Raw genomic sequence first — 21,271 nt, forward strand, 5'->3', positions numbered from 1 at the left:
AAATGTTTAATTCAAAATGTAGGTGTCATGAAGGAAAAATACTTTAATTACTTTTCGTTTTTACATTTAAATTTAAAAAGAAGAAAAATTATTTTTTTGTTTTTTTTCTTTTTGATTAGCACTGTTATTGGCAATACATTATTCGCTCAATCTCTTGACTCATTCTCTCCTTCATCTGCATGTCAAAATTCAGGTACTTCTATAATAATAACTGGTAACAACCTTTTAGGTATTACTTCGGTAGCATTTAATGGAACTACAGCTTCCTCTTTTTCAATAGATAATGCCACCCAAATAACAGCCGTTTTACCAGTTGGTGCAACTAGTGGAACTATATCCATATCCGATGGAACTTCAACTTGGAATAGTTCAGATTCTTTAACAATAATCCCCACTGTCACTCCTTCGGTATTTATAACTTCTGATAGTGGAAACACTATTTGTGCTGGTAAAAGTGTCACTTTTACTGCTACTCCAACCAATGGAGGAACTTCACCTACCTACCAATGGTACATAGGAACAACTCCAGTAGGAACAAATAGCTCAACTTTCACTACCACTTCACTTGCTAATGGGAATCAGGTAAAAGTAGAAATGACTTCGAGTGCAAATTGTCCCTCACCAGCTACAGTTTCAAGTAATAGTATTACGATGACTGTGAATCCAAATCTAACCCCCACAGTTGACATTCAATCATCTCAAACTACATTTTGTGCAGGAACATCGGTAACATTCAGTATAAATTCCATAGTCAATGGAGGGCTTAGTCCAACCTATCAATGGAAAGTAAATGGAACTAATGTTGGGACAAACACAAACAGTTATACAACAAGTTTACTTGCTCACGATGATATCGTAACCTTAGATATAACTTCATCCGAGAATTGTGCTTCTCCAAAAACAATTACAAGTAATCCTATACAGGTAACTGTAAATCCAAACTTGCCCGTTAGTGTAAGTGTTGGAGCATCGGCTACTACAATTTGTGCTGGTACAAATGTTACATTTACAGCGACACCTACAAATGGAGGAACGAATCCAATATATCAATGGAAACTTAATGGTACCAATGTTGGTACAAATAGTAGTACCTATTCCAATTCAGCATTAACTAATGGTGATATAGTTTCTGTAGTTTTAACTTCGAATGAAAGTTGTACAACGGGTAATCCAGCGACAAGTGGAAACACAACAATGACTGTAAACCCTAACTTGCCAGTAAGTGTAAGTATTGGAGCATCTGCCACTACAATTTGCTCAGGTACAAATGTTACGTTTACAGCCACACCTACAAATGGAGGAACCACTCCCATTTATCAATGGAAACTTAATGGAAGTAATGTTGGAACAAATAGTAATACATACTCAAATTCAACATTAGCTAATGGTGATATTGTTACAGTGACATTAACGTCCAATGCAACTTGCGCAACGGGGAATCCAGCGACAAGTGCAAACACAACAATGACTGTAAACCCTAACTTGCCGGTAAGCGTAAGTGTCGGAGCATCTGCCACTACAATTTGTGCAGGTACAAATGTTACGTTTACAGCGACACCTACAAATGGAGGAACGAATCCAATATATCAATGGAAACTTAATGGAAGTAATGTTGGAACAAATAGCAGTACTTATTCAAATTCAACATTAGCTAATGGAGATATCGTTACAGTGACATTAACATCTAATGCAACATGCGCTACGGGGAATCCAGCCACAAGTGGAAGCACAACAATGACTGTAAACCCTAACTTGCCAGTAAGTGTAAGTGTTGGAGCATCTGCCACTACAATTTGTGCTGGTACAAATGTTACGTTTACAGCGACACCTACAAATGGAGGAACCACTCCCATTTATCAATGGAAACTTAATGGAAGTAATGTTGGAACAAATAGCAGTACTTATTCAAATTCAACTTTAGCTAATGGAGATATAGTTACAGTAACAGTAACGTCCAATGCAACTTGCGCTACGGGTAATCCAGCCACAAGTGGAAACACAACAATGACTGTAAACCCTAACTTGCCAGTAAGTGTAAGTATTGGAGCATCTGCCACTACAATTTGTGCAGGTACAAATGTTACATTTACAGCGACACCTACAAATGGAGGAACGAATCCAATATATCAATGGAAACTTAATGGAAGTAATGTTGGAACAAATAGCAGTACTTATTCAAATTCAACTTTAGCTAATGGAGATATAGTTACAGTGACAGTAACGTCCAATGCAACATGTGCTACGGGGAATCCAGCGACAAGTGGAAACACAACAATGACTGTAAACCCTAACTTGCCAGTAAGTGTAAGTGTTGGAGCATCTGCCACTACAATTTGTGCAGGTACAAATGTTACATTTACAGCGACACCTACAAATGGAGGAACGAATCCAATATATCAATGGAAACTTAATGGAAGTAATGTTGGAACAAATAGCAGTACTTATTCAAATTCAACATTAGCTAATGGAGATATCGTTACAGTGACATTAATATCCAATGCAACTTGCGCTACGGGGAATCCAGCGACAAGTGGAAACACAACAATGACTGTAAACCCTAACTTGCCAGTAAGTGTAAGTGTTGGAGCATCTGCCACTACAATTTGTGCTGGTACAAATGTTACATTTACAGCGACACCTACAAATGGAGGAACGAATCCAATATATCAATGGAAACTTAATGGAAGTAATGTTGGAACAAATAGCAGTACTTATTCAAATTCAACATTAGCTAATGGAGATATAGTTACAGTAACAGTAACGTCCAATGCAACATGTGCTACGGGGAATCCAGCGACAAGTGGAAACACAACAATGACTGTAAACCCTAACTTGCCAGTAAGTGTAAGTGTTGGAGCATCTGCCACTACAATTTGTGCTGGTACAAATGTTACATTTACAGCGACACCTACAAATGGAGGAACGAATCCAATATATCAATGGAAACTTAATGGAAGTAATGTTGGAACAAATAGCAGTACTTATTCAAATTCAACATTAGCTAATGGAGATATTGTCACAGTGACATTAACATCCAATGCAACATGCGCTACGGGGAATCCAGCAATAAGTGGGAATACAACTATGATTGTAAATCCAAATGCTACCATTAGTTTAACATCGGGAGTTGGATCCAATAATCAAACGCGATGTATCAATACAGCAATCAACAACATCACATTTGGAATTAGTGGTGGTGGAACTGGTGCTACAGTAAGTGGACTACCACCGGGACTAACAACTAACTATAATGCAGGAACTTATACTGTCAGCGGAGCACCTTCAGCCTCTGGAACTTTCAATTATACCGTAACAACAACGGGGACCTGTACACAAGCAACAGCAACTGGAACTATAACTGTGAATCCAGATGCTACAATGACACTAACATCGGCTCCTTCGACAACTTCACAAAATATTTGTAGACCTTCCGCTATAACAAACATAACTTATAATGTTACTGGAGCAACCTCAATTAATTCAATAGGCTTACCTTCAGGTGTAAATGCAGTACTTTCTGCAGGCATTGTAACTATTAGTGGTACTCCAGCAGCAGCAGGAACTTATAACTATACCATAAACACTACAAGTACTTGTGTAAACACCTCTGTATCTGGAACTATTGTTGTTTGGAATGGTTCACCGACTAACTGGACTGGAGGAAACCCTATAACAATGCCATCTTCCGTATGTCCTCCTGCAACAATAAATATAACTACCACAGCTGTCACTAACACCCAATATTACACTTGGACTTTACCAGCCGGATTTTCTATAATTTCAGGTACAGGAACTAATAATATTATGGTTTCAGTAAGCTCTGGAGCAACAATTGGAAACAATCAAAATGTAACCGTACAAGCATTTAATCCTTGTGGGAACAACAATAGTAAAACAGATAAAATAAATGTAAACACATTCAATGGAGTTACCGTTAATCAAAGTACTCAAGATGTTTGTAATAATGGTTCAATAGCTATTATTGGAACATTAACTGGAAATGCTGCGTCAGGAACTTGGTCCGCACCATCTGGAGCGTTTTCAAATATTGTTACGTCTGGTACAAATCCTATAACAGTTAGTGCTACATATACTCCTTCAATAAGTAGTGGTAACGTTACATTAACAATTACCACCAATGCTCCATCAGGTGGAGGTTGTCCAAATGTTCCAGGCACTGCCACTGTAGATGTAACAGTCAATGAACCTTCCGTTGCTCCAACAAGTATAAGCGCTGCTACGTCACCTATTTGTAATGGATCAAGCACCACATTAACTCAAACTGGAGGTAGTCTGGGAACAGGTGCAAGTTGGAAATGGTATTCAGATCCAAGTTTTTCCACTTTGGTTGGAACTAGCGCTGCCGCGAATGCAAGTTTGTCCGTGAGTCCGACAACTACAACGACCTATTATTTAAGAGCTGAAAGTACCACTGGAGCTCCTTGTACGGCTAATGTATCTGCAGCTGGTAGCGTCACTGTAACAGTGAATCAAAATTCTATTGCTCCTACCTCTTTAATTGGGACACCATCTACAATTTGCAATGGAAATAGCACTACACTAACTCAAACTGGTGGAAGCCTAGGAACTGGGGCGAGTTGGAAATGGTATTCTGATGCCAGTTTCACTACATTAGTAGGAACTAGTGCTGTTGCCAATGCCAGTTTATCTGTAAGTCCTTCAACAACAACGACCTATTATCTACGTGCTGAAAGTACCACTGGAGCTCCTTGTACTGCTAATGTGCCAGCAGCAGGAAGTGTAACCATAACAGTGAATCAAAATTCGGTTGCTCCTACCAGTTTAAGTGCTGCAACCTCCCCTATTTGTAATGGTTCAAGCACCACACTAACTCAAACTGGAGGTAGTCTTGGAACAGGTTCGAACTGGAAATGGTATTCTGATGCCAGTTTCACTACAATGGTTGGAACTAGCGCTGTCGCTAATGCAAGTTTGTCCGTGAGTCCTACAACTACAACGACCTATTATTTAAGAGCTGAAAGTACCACTGGAGCACCTTGTACGGCTAATGTGGCTGCAGCAGGAAGTGTAACTGTAACTGTAAATCAAAATTCTGTTGCTCCTAGTTCTTTAATTGGGACACCAGCAACAATTTGCAATGGAAATAGTACTACACTAACTCAAACTGGTGGTAGCTTAGGAACTGGTGCAAGTTGGAAATGGTATTCTGATGCAGGATATACTACTCTAATTGGAACTAGTGCCGTTACCAATGCCAGTTTATCTGTAAGTCCTACAACAACAACGACCTATTATCTACGTGCTGAAAGTACCTCTGGAGCTCCTTGTACTGCTAATGTGCCAGCAGCAGGAAGTGTAACCATAACAGTGAATCAAAATTCGGTTGCTCCTACCAGTTTAAGTGCTGCAACCTCCCCTATTTGTAATGGTTCAAGCACCACACTAACTCAAACTGGAGGTAGTCTTGGAACAGGTGCGAACTGGAAATGGTATTCTGATGCCAGTTTCACTACAATGGTTGGAACTAGCGCTGTCGCTAATGCAAGTTTGTCCGTGAGTCCTACAACTACAACGACCTATTATTTAAGAGCTGAAAGTACCACTGGAGCACCTTGTACGGCTAATGTAGCTGCAGCAGGAAGTGTAACTGTAACTGTGAATCAAAATTCTGTTGCTCCAAGTTCTTTAATTGGGACTTCAGCAACAATTTGCAATGGAAATAATACTACACTAACTCAAACTGGTGGTAGCTTAGGAACTGGTGCGAGTTGGAACTGGTATTCTGATGCCAGTTTCACTACATTGGTAGGAACTAGTGCTGTTGCCAATGCCAGTTTATCTGTAAGTCCTACAACAACAACGACCTATTATCTACGTGCTGAAAGCACCACTGGAGCTCCTTGTACTGCTAATGTGCCAGCAGCAGGAAGTGTAACTGTAACCGTGAATCAAAATTCTATTGCTCCTAGTTCTTTAATCGGAACTCCATCTACAATTTGCAATGGAAATAATACTACACTAACTCAAACTGGTGGTAGCTTAGGAACAGGAGCTAACTGGAAATGGTATTCTGATGCCAGTTTCACTACATTGGTTGGAACTAGCGCTGTCGCTAATGCAAGCTTGTCCGTGAGCCCTACAACAACAACGACCTATTATTTAAGAGCTGAAAGTACCACTGGAGCACCTTGTACTGCTAATGTATCTGCAGCTGGTAGCGTAACTGTAACAGTAAATCAAAATTCTGTTGCTCCTAGTTCTTTAATCGGAACTCCATCTACAATTTGCAATGGAAATAATACTACACTAACTCAAACTGGTGGTAGCCTAGGAACTGGTGCAAGTTGGAACTGGTATTCTGATGCCAGTTTTACTACATTGGTTGGAACTAGCGCTGCCGCTAATGCAAGCTTGTCCGTGAGTCCTACAATAACAACGACCTATTATCTACGTGCCGAAAGTACCTCTGGAGCTCCTTGTACAGCTAATGTAGCTGCAGCAGGAAGTGTAACCATAACTGTGAATCAATCTTCTGTTGCTCCTACCAGTTTAAGTGCTGCAACCTCTCCTATCTGTAATGGATCAAGCACCACATTAACTCAAACTGGAGGTAGTCTTGGTACTGGTGCTAGTTGGAAATGGTATTCTGATGCCAGTTTCACTACATTGATAGGAACTAGCGCTGTCGCTAATGCAAGCTTGTCCGTGAGTCCTACGACTACAACGACCTATTATCTACGTGCCGAAAGTACCACTGGAGCTCCTTGTACGGCTAATGTGGCTGCAGCAGGAAGTGTAACTGTAACTGTGAATCAAAATTCGGTTGCTCCTAGTTCTTTAATTGGGACTCCATCTACAATTTGCAATGGAAATAGTACCACTCTAACTCAGACTGGAGGTAGCCTAGGAACTGGTGCGAGTTGGAACTGGTATTCTGATGCCAGTTTTACTACTTTGGTAGGAACTAGCGCTGTCGCTAATGCAAGCTTGTCCGTGAGTCCTACAACAACAACGACCTATTATCTACGTGCCGAAAGTACCACAGGAGCTCCTTGTACAGCTAATGTGACTGCAGCAGGAAGTGTAACAATTACAGTCAATGATGCTGTTGCTATCACTGTACAACCAACAGCTTCACAAACTGTATGTACAACTTCAAATGTCAGTTTTAATGTAACTGCAACAGGAACAGGATTAACCTATCAATGGAGAAAAGGTACTACCAATCTTAGCAATACTGGAAATATTACTGGGGCAACTACAGCTACATTAAATTTATCCAATGTTGCCAGTTCAGATGCAGGAAGTTATAATGTGATTATTAGCGGTACTAGTCCTTGTTCTTCAGTTACTTCTTCAAGTACTGTTTTAACCGTAAACAGAAAAGTAGTAATTGGTACACAACCAACTAATGTGGGAATATGTGCGAGTAGTCCAGCACAATTTGGCGTTGTTGCAACTGGTGATGGTCTTACTTATCAATGGTTCAAAGGAACTTATCCGGGTACAGCAGTAACTAATACTGCTTTTATCAGTGGTGCTCAATCAAACATTCTAAATTTCAGTCAAGCTTTTTTGACAGATGCTGGTGTGTATTATGTGGAAGTTAGTGGAGCAAGTCCGTGCTCTTTAGAAAGATCTACTGAAGTAACATTAAACATTGACCAATCCATCAATATCACTACACAACCTGTATCCCAAGCTTTGTGTACAGGGACTAATAGCGTAACATTTTCGGTGTTTGCAGATGCAAATGGAGATTCTTTAAATTTTCAGTGGAGAAAAAACGGTAGTAACATAGGAGGCGTAATAACTTCTACCTCAACTGCTACCTTAACTTTAAATAATATTACATCAGGAGATGCTGGAAATTATGATGTTGTAATTTCTGGACCAGTTGGATATACCTGTCCGTCAGTGACATCTACAAGTGCAACTTTGACTGTCAATCCCTTGCCTACAATTAGTGGTACCCTCAGCATTTGTGGAGGTTTCACATCCCAACTATCTGGAACAGCTTCACCAGCAGCATCTAATCCTTGGATCTCCTCCAATCCATCAGTAGCAACGGTTAGCAATACAGGTCTGGTATCTGCTCTATCAATTGGTACCAGTACGATAACCTATACAAACAATAATGGCTGTATGACAACCGCAACTGTGACAGTTACCGAAACAGCTCAGGTTAACCAGCCTGTAAGTCAAGTCCTTTGTAATAACAATACTACTTCAAACATTATTTTCACTACATCAAATTCAAGTGGAACAACTACTTATTCATGGACCAATGATACCCCTGCAATAGGACTAGCTGCTTCAGGAACTGGGAATATTAACTCATTTACGGCAACTAATTCAGGTACATCACCTGTTACTGCAACAATTATTGTTACACCTATATATACCAATGGAAGTGCAAATTGCAATGGACCTACAAAAACATTTACAATAACCGTAAATCCAACAGCGCAAGTCAATCAGCCAGCGAACCAAGTAATTTGTAACGGAGGGGCAACAACTGTAGTATCTTTTGGAACTACTAATACCGGAGGTATTACAACATATTCTTGGACAAATAGTAATACGAATATTGGTTTAGCAACTTCAGGTAACACTGATATTTCATCATTTACAGCAACTAATTCAGGTACAACTCCAATTACAGCAACGATTACTGTTACGCCAACATTTAATAACGGTAGTGTTGATTGTTTAGGACCAACGAAATCTTTTACTATTACTGTAAATCCGACAGCTCAGGTTAATCAACCTGCTAATCAAGTGGTTTGTAACGGAAGCTCTACAACCATAGTTACATTTGGCACCAATAATACCGGAGGTACAACATCCTATTCTTGGACAAATAGTAACACGGCTATTGGACTTGCAGCAACGGGAAGTTCGGACATTGCGGCAATTACAGCTACTAATTTAGGTACATCTCCTATTACAGCTACAATTACCGTCACTCCTACTTTTAATAACGGTAGTGTTGATTGTACAGGACCAACAAAATCTTTTACTATTACTGTAAATCCAACAGCTCAGGTTAATCAACCTGCTAATCAAGTGGTGTGTAATGGAAGTCCAACGACTTTAGTATCTTTTGGAACCACTAATACAGGTGGTACAACAACATATTCTTGGACCAATACTAATACATCTATTGGTTTAGCTGCTTCCGGAAGTTCTGATATTTCAGCATTTACAGCTACAAATTTAGGCACAGCTCCTACTACAGCAACCATTGTTGTTACACCAACATTCAATAATGGTAGTGTAAGTTGTGTAGGTACTGCTAAAACTTTTACCATAACAGTAAATCCAACAGCTCAGGTTAACCAACCTGCAAATCAGATAGTGTGTAATAGCAGCTCAACTACTTTAATTTCTTTTGGCACGAATAATACTGGTGGCACAACAACATATTCTTGGACCAACGACAACAGTTCAATTGGACTTGCAAGCTCTGGTTCAGGAAACATTGCAGCATTTACCGCAACTAATTCAGGAACTTTTCCTGTTACAGCAACTATTGTAGTTACGCCAACATTCAATAATGGAAGTGTTAATTGTACTGGAACTACAAAAACTTTTACAATAACCGTGAATCCAACGGCACAAGTAAATCAACCAGTAAATCAGGTGGTTTGCAACGGAAACCCAACAACCTTAGTTTCTTTTGGAACAAATAATACTGTTGGAACAACGACTTATTCTTGGACAAATACTACTACTTCAATTGGCCTAGCAGCTTCGGGAAGTTCTGATATTTCATCTTTTACAGCTATAAATTCAGGTACAGCACCCATAACAGCAACTATTGTTGTTACTCCTACTTACAATAACGGAACTGTGAATTGCACTGGACCTACCAAAACTTTTACCATAACCGTAAATCCTACAGCACAGGTGAATCAACCGGCAAATCAGGTGGTTTGTAATGGTGGCTCAACATCCTTAGTATCTTTTGGCACCAATAATACAGGAGGTACAACAACTTATTCTTGGACAAATAGTAATACTGCTATTGGACTAGCTGCTTCTGGAACATCCAACATTGCTGCTTTTTCAGCAACTAATACAGGTACATCCCCAATAGTTGCAACAATCACAGTTACACCATCCTTCAATAACGGAAGTATTGACTGTACTGGACCTACAAAAACTTTTACTATAACTGTAAACCCAACAGCTCAGGTGAATCAGCCATCAAATCAGGTGGTGTGTAATGGAAGTTCAACGACTTTAGTATCTTTTGGAACCACTAATACAGGTGGTACAACAACTTATTCTTGGACAAATAGCAATACAGCAATTGGTCTAGCGGCTTCTGGTACAGGGAACATCGCTGCTTTTTCAGCAACAAATCTAGGTACTTCCCCTATCGTAGCTACTATAGTTGTTACACCAACATTCAATAATGGAAGTATTAATTGTACTGGACCTACAAAAACATTAACCATAACAGTAAATCCAGCTGCTCAAGTAAACCAACCTGCTAGTCAAGTGATTTGCAACGGAAACTCAACAACCTTAGTTTCTTTTGGAACCACTAATACAGGTGGTACAACAACCTATTCTTGGACAAATAGCAATACAGCAATTGGACTAGCTACTTCTGGCACAGGGAACATCGCTGCTTTTTCAGCAACGAATCTAGGTACTTCCCCTATCGTAGCTACTATAGTTGTTACACCAACATTCAATAATGGAAGTATTAATTGCACTGGGCCTACAAAAACTTTCACCATAACTGTAAATCCAACAGCTCAGGTGAATCAGCCATCAAATCAGGTAGTATGTAATGGCACTTCTACTTCAGTGAATTTTGGCACCACTAATTCAGGTGGTACAACAACCTACTCATGGACGAATAATAACACCTCAATCGGTTTAGCTGCCTCTGGAACTGGAAATATTGCTGCTTTTACAGCTACTAATACTGGAACATCTCCCGTTACAGCAACAATTGTTGTTACACCAACTTTTAATAACGGAAGTGTGAATTGTATTGGTACTTCCAAAACATTCACCATTACAATTGATCCAACTTCTAATGGTGGAAATTTAACTGGATATGCTACTGATCAATCTGGAAATCCTTATAACAATCCTATAGTCTACAGTAAAAACTTGATTGCCTGCGAGTCTACTGATGGTTTAATTGTCTTAAACGGTCAAACTGGAAATATCATTCGTTGGGAATATTCAACTGATGGAGGTACCAACTGGACAACGATTAATAATACAACAAATAGTTATGCCTATTCTAGCATCCCGCAAACAAGAATATACAGAGCTGTTATACAAAGTGGAGTCTGTGGAATCGCCTACTCGAATATTGTAACAGTGAGTGTAGTACCGCAAAATATAAAACCTACTCCTGTAACTGTATCAAAAACAACCATGTGTTTGGGGGACACCACAGTATTTACCGCAACGAGTGGTTTTGCCACTGGTCAAAACATTCAAGGAGGTGAATTTAACACAGGGCAATTTCCTGATAAGTTTAACCCAGACAAATGGCGTTTGGATGGTGTAGCTGTTGGAAATGCATGGACTGCTTCTGCCGATAATACAAAAACAAATAATTGGGCAGGTACAAACGGACATCCGTTTGGAACTTATCCTATATTTTATGATTCATTAGATAAAAAGTTTGCCATTGCCAATGGTAATCTATCAACATACTATGGTGGTACTAGAGACAATACTACACTAGAAACCCCTAGATTTAATACCTATGGGCTTACAACTTCAGTACTTGAGGTTGATATGGCATGGAATTTAGAATTAAATGATTATGCAAAAATAGAATTGTCACTTAACGGAGGTGTTAGTTATAACATTGTGCTTTTTAGTAAAGTGGGTAAAACAGCTTCTACTATATTTAATCCACTTCAAAAATTTTCTTTTGATTTATCGGATTATGTAGGGCAGCAAGATTTAAGAGTGAGATTCACCTTCAAAGGAACAACAGTAAATAGTGCCTGGGCATTAGACAATATAAAATTACCAACTCCTCCAGTTGGACCAGATATCGTATGGACAGACGAAAATCAAAACATCATAAGTACTGCAACTACTTATTCAGAAACGCCTACTACGCCAGGTATTCACAACTTTGCAGTAACATCATTTGTTAATGGTTGTGTATATGACATTACCCCGCAAAACACAGTTTATATAACTGTCAATGTGAACTATTCCTATGCTGGGAAAGACCAAGTAATTTTAGCTGGAAATTGCGGTAATAATACGGTTTCTCTTAATGCTTATGACAATAGAAAAACGGCTAATGAAAACATATCCAATGGCGCATTCGATAATAATTATCAACCTGGTGATCAACTTGGTACGGGAGCAACAGGTAAATGGACTATTAAATCTACTAGTAGTAGTTGTGGAACTGGAACTTTCTCAGACGATACCTCTCCAAATGCAACATTTACGGGAGAAGCAGGTGTTTATGTTTTAACTTGGACCACTGGCGGTTGCACTGATGATGTTCAAATTACATTAACAGATTGTAATGTAATTAATTTTGATGGTATTAATGACAATGTCACATTTAAGAACAATTATAATTTAACGCCGAAGTTTACTGTTGAAGCATGGGTAAAACCTAATTCTGTAACTGGTACCCAAACTATTTTTTCTAAACGAGATGCCAATAACCTCTCAACTGGTTATGATTTAAAATTAAATGGAGATATTGTTTCATTTAATTGGAATAGTTCTGGTACAATTGTTTCAAATTATTCCATTACAACAAACAGATGGTACCATATCGCCGTAACTTTTGATGGAGGATTGTATCGCTTATTTATAGATGGAATCGAAGTAAGTAATCCCGCGGGTATCTCAGGAGTTCAACCTTCAACAAATACATTTGATTGTATTTTAGGAGCGATGAGCCAAACTGGAAGTCCACCAAATAATCCAGTCAACTATTTTAATGGTTGGATAGACGAACTTCGTATTTGGGATATTAACCTAAATCTAGATCAACTTCATCAAATGATGAATCAAGAAATAATTTCCAGTCCAACAGTTGCTGGTAATGTACAAGGGGCAATTATCCCTATTGATGTAAATGGTTTATCTTGGACAACCAACTTATTAGGATACTACCAAATGAACAATATTAGCTGTGGTCATTTAAATCCAAATAAAGGAACTGCTAAAGGAAAATTACGAAATATTACCACTGCCGAAGATCAAACGGCTCCTATCCCCTATACCACTATTAGAAATGGTAATTGGAAAGATAGAGGAGCTACTACAACTCCATGGTTATATGGAAGTAGTGTTTGGGACTATCCAAATAGTACAGGGGTAAACGGTGCTCCAATTGACTGGAATATCGTTGTGTCCTCAAACAATTTAAATAATGATGACAAAGACATTACTTTATTAGGCTTCATTATGAATACAGGAACGCAACTCGACGTTCATGCACCAGGAATTTTAAACGAAACTAATACAGGTCATATGCTCTGGATTACGCATTATCTAAAACTTAATGGGTTTATCAATTTAATTGGTGAATCACAATTGTTACAAAAAAGATACTACAGCTTCCCTAATCAATTTAGTGAAAGTATTTTTGAAGAAGCGAGTACAGGATATATCAAACGAGATCAACAAGGCAAGCAAAACAGTTTTAATTATAACTACTGGACCTCTCCGGTAAGTATTAGAGGGAATGCAAATAATTCCCCTTATAATCTAGATGGTGTGTTAAGAGATGGTACGACTTCATCGTCTCCAAAAGTGATACAATTTAATGGAAATGCATTTTTTGCCGATGGCCCCATAACTAGTCCTATCAAAATTAGTACTCGTTGGGTATGGTCCTATAATTCTAAAACACTAGCGTCAAATTCAGAGTTAGATAATTATTACTTATGGAATCATATTTATAATTACGGAATGCTTAATACCGGTGAAGGTTTCACTATGAAAGGAACAGGTGGAACAACTGCTCTATCTAATACCCAAAATTATGCCTTTATGGGTAAACCGAACTCTGGAACTATCACTCTAGGTTTACCTCTTGAACAAACATATTTAGTTGGAAATCCTTATCCATCCGCTTTAGATGCCGACGAATTTATAAAAGATAACCTCAAAGATTGTGTTGGCTGTAGAGCTAGTGGTAATGTATTTAATGGAGCGCTTTATTATTGGGATCATTTAGGAATTACTGGTAATCACGAACTAGCCTTATACGAAGGTGGTTATGCCACTTATACGTTAATGGGAGGTACCGTTGCTACTGTTGATGGAGATTTAAATTCACAAAGTGGAAATAAAGGGACAAAAAAACCAGGTCCTTATATTCCTATAGCTCAAGGATTTTTTGTAGATGCTGCTTTAGAAACTTCAATTGCTGGTAGTACAACAACTGTGCAAGGAGGTTCATTAGTATTTAAAAATAGCCAACGTATATTTTATAGAGAGGACAGTACTAATTCGATTTTCATGAAACCTAGTACAACAAGTAAAACAAAATTATTAAACGAAACAGATACTAGACCTAAAATAAGACTTGGCTACAATTCAACAGCTGGTAAACACCGTCAATTATTGATTGGTGCCGATAAAAATACAACAGACCTTTTCGATATAGGATATGATGCGCCAATGTTTGATTTATACGATGATGACCTTTATTGGAGTATTAACAATAGCCCTTTTACAATTCAAGCTATTCCTAATTTTGATTCTGACCAAATAATACCTTTAGGTATGATAATAAAAAAACCAGGAGAATCTACTATTAAAATTGATGAGTTAGAGAATATCCCTAATGATTTTAACATATACATCCATGATAATGAAACAAGCGAATATCATAATTTAAGAGAACAAAATTTCTCTATTTCACTTCCTGCTGGAAAATACACCAATAGGTTCTCATTACGTTTTTCTAAAGAAATCATGGGCATAGAATCCAACGAATTAAAAGACGATATTAAAATTTATTTCACTCAAGACCAATACACGATCACTATCAAAAATCAATTGGTTGATACTCGAATTAAAAAGGTATATCTATTCAATACATTAGGACAAATATTAAAAAGTTGGGGAATTGATCAGACGAATCAAGAAAATATTCAATTACCACTGAAAAAACTAAGTTCTGGAGTTTATTTTGTCAAAACAAAAACAGACAAAGGCTATTTTAATACTACAATTATTGTAAAATAATCTAATACATAATCTAAATATTAACTTTATTTTAGAATCAGTTCTTATTCGAATCGTTTAAATTTGAAGTTAAATTTAATCTAGAGAAATGAAAAAAATATTTGTCTTAGCAACTATATGTTTATTCACTATAAATATAAGTGCTCAGGAAACTAAAAAATGTTGTTCAAAAAAAGAATCTTGTTCTAAAACAATGTCAGCTGAAGAAGTGGCTAAATGTAAAGCAAAGTGCAAAGCTGAAGGAAAAACTTGTGATGCAGGTACACATGCTAAAAAGGATGAAAAAAAATGTTGTGCTAAAAAAGCATAATCATAATTTTTAAACGTCTCCTCAGAGACGTTTTTTTTTGCTTCTATTTCTTTAGCCGAACACTCCATTCAAAATCCATTTCGGAAACCTGATCACCCTTTTCATCAGTCCCTATCGATTTCATACAAAAGGTCTGCCCTTCTCCATCTGTTAAGGTCTGCTTTATTGCTTCTTCGATTTTATGACCATCATCACAACTAAAGGTAATTCTTCCAGTCGCTTTCTTTGTAAAACTAGATTTGTTGTGCGCTACCAACATCGATATTTTTCGACCACTTTCTTGAATTTTATTCATAACTAACGCTCCAGTACTTAATTCCGCAGCCATAGCCTGAACGGCAAAATACATGGATTGAAAAGGATTTTGGTTTATCCAACGGTGTTTTACCGAAACGACGCAACGGTTGCCATCAATCGCTTTTACCCGAACTCCACAAAGGAAAGCCGAAGGCAATTTGAAAAATAAAAATGAGTTAAGTTTAGAGGCCGTTAGTTTCATAATCCTTTGATTTTAGGCTAAAATACAAAAAAATACTATGCATACATACTATCTTTTATTTGTTAAACAAAAGTTAATTTTTAGTACTATGCAATACAAGATACTATTTATTAGACGTATATTTGTATAAGACATTACCAAGTCATTAGCTTCTAACTAAAATAATACTGTAATGAAAAACACTTCTGAAAATAATATCGCAGCCCTTATCCATTTAAGTACACTTAGCCAATATTGTATTCCTTTTGGGAATTATATTTTCCCTATACTTCTTTGGAACGCTAAAAAAGAAGAATCAGAAACTATTGATTTTCATGGTAAACAAGTATTAAACTTTCAATTAAGTTGGCTTTTATATAGTTTGATTTTAATCATGATTGCAATTCCTATTTTCATATTTATAGTTTTAAATCAAGTGACATGGAATGCAATAGTCAACAATCATGAGATTATTCTCCAAAACTTGTCTATCGATAATAACATTTTCTTGATAACGACAGGAATAACCGCTCTCATCATCCTTGTCACATTAAAGATTACTGAATTCTTTCTGATAATATATGCCACGATTAAGGCTTCGGAAGGAGAACGGTATCACTACCCTTTGACGATTTCTTTTATTAAATAAATATAAAATCAATTAAAATGAAAAAATTACTTTTAATCACAGTACTTTTAGTTGTGGTAACAACTAAAATAATGGCACAGGAGGTTATTGAAATCAAACCTAATGAGAATACTCAATTTAATATTGTGGCCAAAGAAAGAATGGACATCAATCTTAAATTTAAAGTAGAACCAAAAGATGAATATAATGTCCTTGTATTGGACAATCGAAACAAAACAGTTCTCTCTAAAAAACATTTGAAAGAAGGAGAGAATAAAATTTCATTTACTATGGACGAAGGGGAACAATATCTAGTAAAGTTTAATAGTATTACACCAATAAAACTAGTTGTTTCAACCTTTGACGAAAATTAAATAAAAAAAACATGAATATTGAAAACACAAAAGCTCAAATGCGTAAAGGTGTTCTCGAATTTTGCATCCTATCAGTACTGAAAGAAAAAGATGCTTATACATCCGAAATATTAGACACTTTGAAAAACGCAAAACTACTGGTCGTAGAGGGTACCATTTACCCTCTATTGACAAGGCTAAAAAATGACGGATTACTCCACTATCGTTGGGAGGAATCTACTTCTGGACCTCCTCGAAAATACTATGGATTGACCGAAGAAGGTCAACATTTTTTGAACGAATTGAACGGCACTTGGACCGAACTATCGGATGCAGTAACCCTTATTACCAATAAAAAACTATAGTCATGAACAAAACTGTAAACATAAATTTAGGCGGAATGATTTTCTATATGGATGAAGATGCCTATTTGAAATTAACACGCTATTTTGATGCTATAAAACGTTCATTGAATAATAGCGAAGGGCAGGATGAAATCATCAAAGATATTGAAATGCGAATTGCCGAATTATTTCAAGAACGTCAAACTGCACATAAACAGATTGTAGGCCTAACTGATATTGATGCTATTATTGCCATAATGGGACAACCCGAGGACTATATTATTGAGGATGAAAGTACGGCCAACACTACACATTCACACACAAATCAAATTCATAATAAAAAATTATACCGAGACAAAGACAACGGCATGCTTGGCGGTGTGGCTGCTGGACTAGGACATTACTTTGGTATTGAAGCTTTATGGATTAGAATTGTTTTAATCTTATTGGTTTTTGGTGGTTTTGGTGTTGGGATTATTGCCTACATTATACTTTGGGTAATTGCACCTAAGGCTGTTACAACTACTGAAAAACTAGAAATGACTGGTGAACCTGTAAATATTTCAAACATTGAAAAGAAGGTTCGAGAGGAATTTGATAATGTTTCAAACAAAATCAAAAATGCAGATTACGATAAATATGGTAACAAAATTAAAGATAGTACTGGTAAATTAACTAATAGTTTGAATCAACTCATCATATCCTTATTCAAAATATTTGCACAGTTTCTAGGCATACTATTCATTATTATCGGACTAGCAACTTTACTAGCACTATTCATTGGTGTATTCACCTTAGGAACAAATACTTTTATTGAGTTTCCATGGCAGAGCTTAATTGAAGCCGGAAATTTTACTGATTATCCTATTTGGACTTTTGGAATCTTAATGTTTTTAGCAATAGGGATTCCGTTCTTTTTCTTAACATTATTAGGTTTTAAACTATTAGCACCACAAAGTAAATCAATAGGAAACATTTTCAAATATACTTTAATTGCGACTTGGATTCTAGCTTTGGCATTCTTAATCACTATAGGAGTAAAACAAGTTTCGGCTTTCGCCAATGATGGTAGTAGCATTCAAAAACATTCTTTACTATTTCATCCTACCGATACACTTTCTATAAAATTTAAACATAATCCCTTCTATTCTAACAACATCACTGATTATTCAAGTTTTAAAATAATGCAAGACAGTACAAATGCTGACATCTTATACTCAAACAACGTCAATTTTAAAATCAAAAGCACTGAAAATAATAAAGGATATATTCAAATAAAAAAAGGGGCGAAAGGAAAAACCATTGCAGAGGCTAGAATGAAAGCTAAGGAAATTCAATACCATTTTAAAACTCAGGGGAATCAATTAATTTTTGATAATTATTTGGTAACCGATTTAGAAAACAAATTCCGAAATCAAGAGGTAGAAATCACAATTTATTTACCCGAAGGTACTGTCTTCAAAGTTGAGTCTAGCGCTCGAAATTACGATCACTCTGATAACGATTATTTTAATCTTCATTATAGCTCCGAAGATTATTTATACAAAGTCACTCCCTCAAAAATAAAATGTTTGAATTGTCCTGAAGAAGAAAATGAATATGATGACATCGAAAATACTACAATAACCATTGATAAAGATGGTGTTTTAATAGAAAAAGACAGCTCGGTCCTTTCAAAAAAAGAAAGAAGACTTTTAAAGATTGACAAAAAAGGAATTATTATTAGAACTCAGTAATCAAAAGCAGTACCCATCTGGCTTAAAACCCCACAGATTTACTATTATTATTAAAATCATCCATCGAAAGTGGATGATTTTTTTATATTTGTATAAACACTCAAATGATTCTCAAATGAAAAAATACACCGCAATACTTCTACTAATTTTATGCTCATCAGTAACATTAGCACAGAAAAAAGAAAAAATAAAAGGTTCAAAAACAGTAACCACTAAATTTATGGAAATCAGCAACTTCAAATCAATCGAGGTAGGTGACAATATCGAGCTTTACCTTGAAAGAGGAGAAACTCCAAGAATGAAAATTGAAGCCGATGATAATTTGCATGATATAATTATAAATACTGTTAAAGACAGTACTTTATATTTGAACACGTCTAAAGAAGCTTATCGTTTTAAAAAATTGATCATTCATGTAACTTATACCACAAGTTTGACCTCGATACTAGCCAAAAACGAATCGACTGTAAATGCCATTCAAGAACTTCAATTGAATACTATTAATATCAAATCCTACAATGATTCTAAATTATTTTTGAACGTGAACAGTCAAGAATTCAATTTTGAATCCAATGACAAATCAAAAACAGAACTTAATCTTAAATCGGAAAAAGGAAAAATTGTTTTAAGTCAAAATGCATCTTTAAAAGCATTGATTAAAGTTGAGGATTTTAGTTGTGATATGTATCAGAAATCAGAAGCAAGAATTGAAGGAAACACTACAAATTCAACCATTAGACTGGACAATAACGCTCAGTTTACTGGAAATAAATTTACTATAAAAAAACTTGATTTAACCGCTGAAAGTTATTCGAATGGTGTTGTAAATGTGGAAAAAGAAATAACAATTAGTGCCAATGGGAAATCAGAAATCCAACTCGTGGGTGCTGCAAAAATTGAAATACAAAATTTTTCAGACGAAGCTAAGCTTTTGAAAAAATTGAAATAAAACATACAAGTAAAACACAAAAAGAGTCCCAACTTCAATGAAATTGGGACTCTTTTATTTTATTATCATTAATCTTATTTTGCAGCCAAATAACGTTCTGCATCTAAAGCAGCCATACAACCTGTTCCCGCAGCTGTAATCGCTTGACGGTATACATGGTCTGCAGCATCACCAGATACAAATACACCTGGAACATTAGTCTTAGAAGAACCTGGAGTATTTATAATATACCCTGTTTCATCAAGGGTAATATAGTCTTTGAAAATATCCGTATTAGGTTTGTGTCCAATTGCCACAAAGAAACCAGTAGCTTCAATATCAAAAACCTCTCCTGTAGTTTTATTTCTGGCTCTCACACCTGTTACCACTTGCTCATCACCTAATACTTCAACCGTATCATGATTCATTAAGATGGTTATATTTTCAGTTTTATGCACACGTTCTTCCATGATTTTAGAAGCTCTAAATTTATCACTACGAACTAACATCGTTACTTTTTTACATAATTTAGATAAGTAATGTGCTTCTTCACAAGCTGAATCTCCTGCTCCAACAATTACTACTTCTTGATTTCTATAGAAGAACCCATCACACACAGCACAAGCAGAAACTCCACCACCCATTTTTAAGTAATGTTGCTCAGAAGGCAATCCTAAATATTTAGCAGATGCACCTGTCGAAATGATTACCGTTTCACAATGTAACTCGATTGTATCATTAATCCATACTTTATGAATATCTCCTGAAAAATCAACTTTAGTAGCCCATCCGTCACGAATATCAGCTCCAAAACGTTCAGCTTGCTTTTGCAATTGAATCATCATTTCCGGACCCGTTACTCCATCAACATAGCCTGGAAAATTTTCAACTTCATTTGTAGTTGTCAATTGCCCACCTGGTTGCATTCCTTGGTACAAAACTGGATTCATATTAGCTCTAGCTGCGTAAATAGCCGCAGTATAACCTGCTGGTCCAGAACCAATAATAAGACATTTTATTTTTTCGATTGTATCAGACATAATAATTGTGATTTATTTTTAAAAACGGTACAAAAATAAGTTATAATTAATAGATTAAAGAACCATAACAATTAGTTTTTATTATACAATAATAAAAAAATACATTCTTTATTCAATCAACCAAAACCGTCGTTGATTATCAACAACTTATAAAACAAATAAAATACATCTCTTCTGAAAAATAAAAAATCCTTTATAATATTAACAATAACCTAATCTATTTATCTATAATCACCTAAAAAAAAACGAG

Annotated in this window: 9 protein-coding genes; 7 read left to right on the forward strand and 2 right to left on the reverse strand. The window is 36.4% G+C overall.

From position 1 onward, the window contains the following. Positions 1-27: 27 nt before the first annotated feature. Positions 28-15,204 (forward strand): Ig-like domain-containing protein, encoded by a 15,177-nt coding sequence (locus tag SLW70_RS14690; protein WP_320889376.1) that lies wholly within the window; start codon positions 28-30, stop codon positions 15,202-15,204. An 88-nt stretch (positions 15,205-15,292) separates the two neighbouring features. Further along, positions 15,293-15,514, forward strand: coding sequence for a hypothetical protein (locus SLW70_RS14695; RefSeq protein ID WP_320889377.1), 222 nt, complete (start codon positions 15,293-15,295; stop codon positions 15,512-15,514). 43 nt (positions 15,515-15,557) lie between these two features. On the opposite strand, the gene SLW70_RS14700 is transcribed toward SLW70_RS14695, so the two are convergent. Then, positions 15,558-16,013: a DUF4442 domain-containing protein gene (locus tag SLW70_RS14700; protein ID WP_320889378.1), complete on the reverse strand. Its 456-nt coding sequence runs from the start codon at positions 16,011-16,013 to the stop codon at positions 15,558-15,560. A gap of 172 nt (positions 16,014-16,185) precedes the next feature. Between SLW70_RS14700 and SLW70_RS14705 the strand changes: the two genes are divergently transcribed. From SLW70_RS14705 to SLW70_RS14725, 5 genes are all read left to right on the forward strand, one after another. Then, positions 16,186-16,641 carry a DUF4870 domain-containing protein gene (locus SLW70_RS14705; protein WP_320889379.1) on the forward strand — a complete coding sequence of 152 codons (456 nt, stop codon included), beginning with the start codon at positions 16,186-16,188 and terminating at the stop codon, positions 16,639-16,641. Between the two features lie 17 nt (positions 16,642-16,658). Then, entirely contained in the window at positions 16,659-16,994 is a 336-nt protein-coding gene (locus SLW70_RS14710; RefSeq protein WP_320889381.1) for a hypothetical protein, read from the forward strand. Between the two features lie 11 nt (positions 16,995-17,005). Next, complete coding sequence (locus SLW70_RS14715) at positions 17,006-17,338, forward strand: PadR family transcriptional regulator (protein ID WP_320889382.1); 333 nt, start codon at positions 17,006-17,008, stop codon at positions 17,336-17,338. Between the two features lie 2 nt (positions 17,339-17,340). Next, positions 17,341-19,053, forward strand: coding sequence for a PspC domain-containing protein (locus SLW70_RS14720; RefSeq protein ID WP_320889383.1), 1,713 nt, complete (start codon positions 17,341-17,343; stop codon positions 19,051-19,053). A gap of 115 nt (positions 19,054-19,168) precedes the next feature. Next, on the forward strand, positions 19,169-20,002 hold the full coding sequence (locus SLW70_RS14725; protein WP_320889384.1) for a GIN domain-containing protein: 834 nt from the start codon (positions 19,169-19,171) through the stop codon (positions 20,000-20,002). A gap of 74 nt (positions 20,003-20,076) precedes the next feature. On the opposite strand, the gene trxB is transcribed toward SLW70_RS14725, so the two are convergent. Further along, positions 20,077-21,021: a thioredoxin-disulfide reductase gene (gene trxB, locus SLW70_RS14730; protein WP_320889385.1), complete on the reverse strand. Its 945-nt coding sequence runs from the start codon at positions 21,019-21,021 to the stop codon at positions 20,077-20,079. Positions 21,022-21,271: the final 250 nt, after the last annotated feature.

Origin of the sequence: Flavobacterium sp. NG2 (assembly GCF_034119845.1) — a bacterium.
GTDB lineage: Bacteria > Bacteroidota > Bacteroidia > Flavobacteriales > Flavobacteriaceae > Flavobacterium.

Coding starts and splice junctions, on each gene's coding strand:
- SLW70_RS14715 (WP_320889382.1), top strand. CDS start 17,006: ATGAATATTGAAAACACAAAAGCTCAAATGCGTAAAGGTGTTCTCGAA.
- SLW70_RS14725 (WP_320889384.1), top strand. CDS start 19,169: ATGAAAAAATACACCGCAATACTTCTACTAATTTTATGCTCATCAGTA.
- trxB (WP_320889385.1), bottom strand. CDS start 21,021: ATGTCTGATACAATCGAAAAAATAAAATGTCTTATTATTGGTTCTGGA.
- SLW70_RS14695 (WP_320889377.1), top strand. CDS start 15,293: ATGAAAAAAATATTTGTCTTAGCAACTATATGTTTATTCACTATAAAT.
- SLW70_RS14710 (WP_320889381.1), top strand. CDS start 16,659: ATGAAAAAATTACTTTTAATCACAGTACTTTTAGTTGTGGTAACAACT.
- SLW70_RS14720 (WP_320889383.1), top strand. CDS start 17,341: ATGAACAAAACTGTAAACATAAATTTAGGCGGAATGATTTTCTATATG.
- SLW70_RS14705 (WP_320889379.1), top strand. CDS start 16,186: ATGAAAAACACTTCTGAAAATAATATCGCAGCCCTTATCCATTTAAGT.
- SLW70_RS14700 (WP_320889378.1), bottom strand. CDS start 16,013: ATGAAACTAACGGCCTCTAAACTTAACTCATTTTTATTTTTCAAATTG.
- SLW70_RS14690 (WP_320889376.1), top strand. CDS start 28: ATGAAGGAAAAATACTTTAATTACTTTTCGTTTTTACATTTAAATTTA.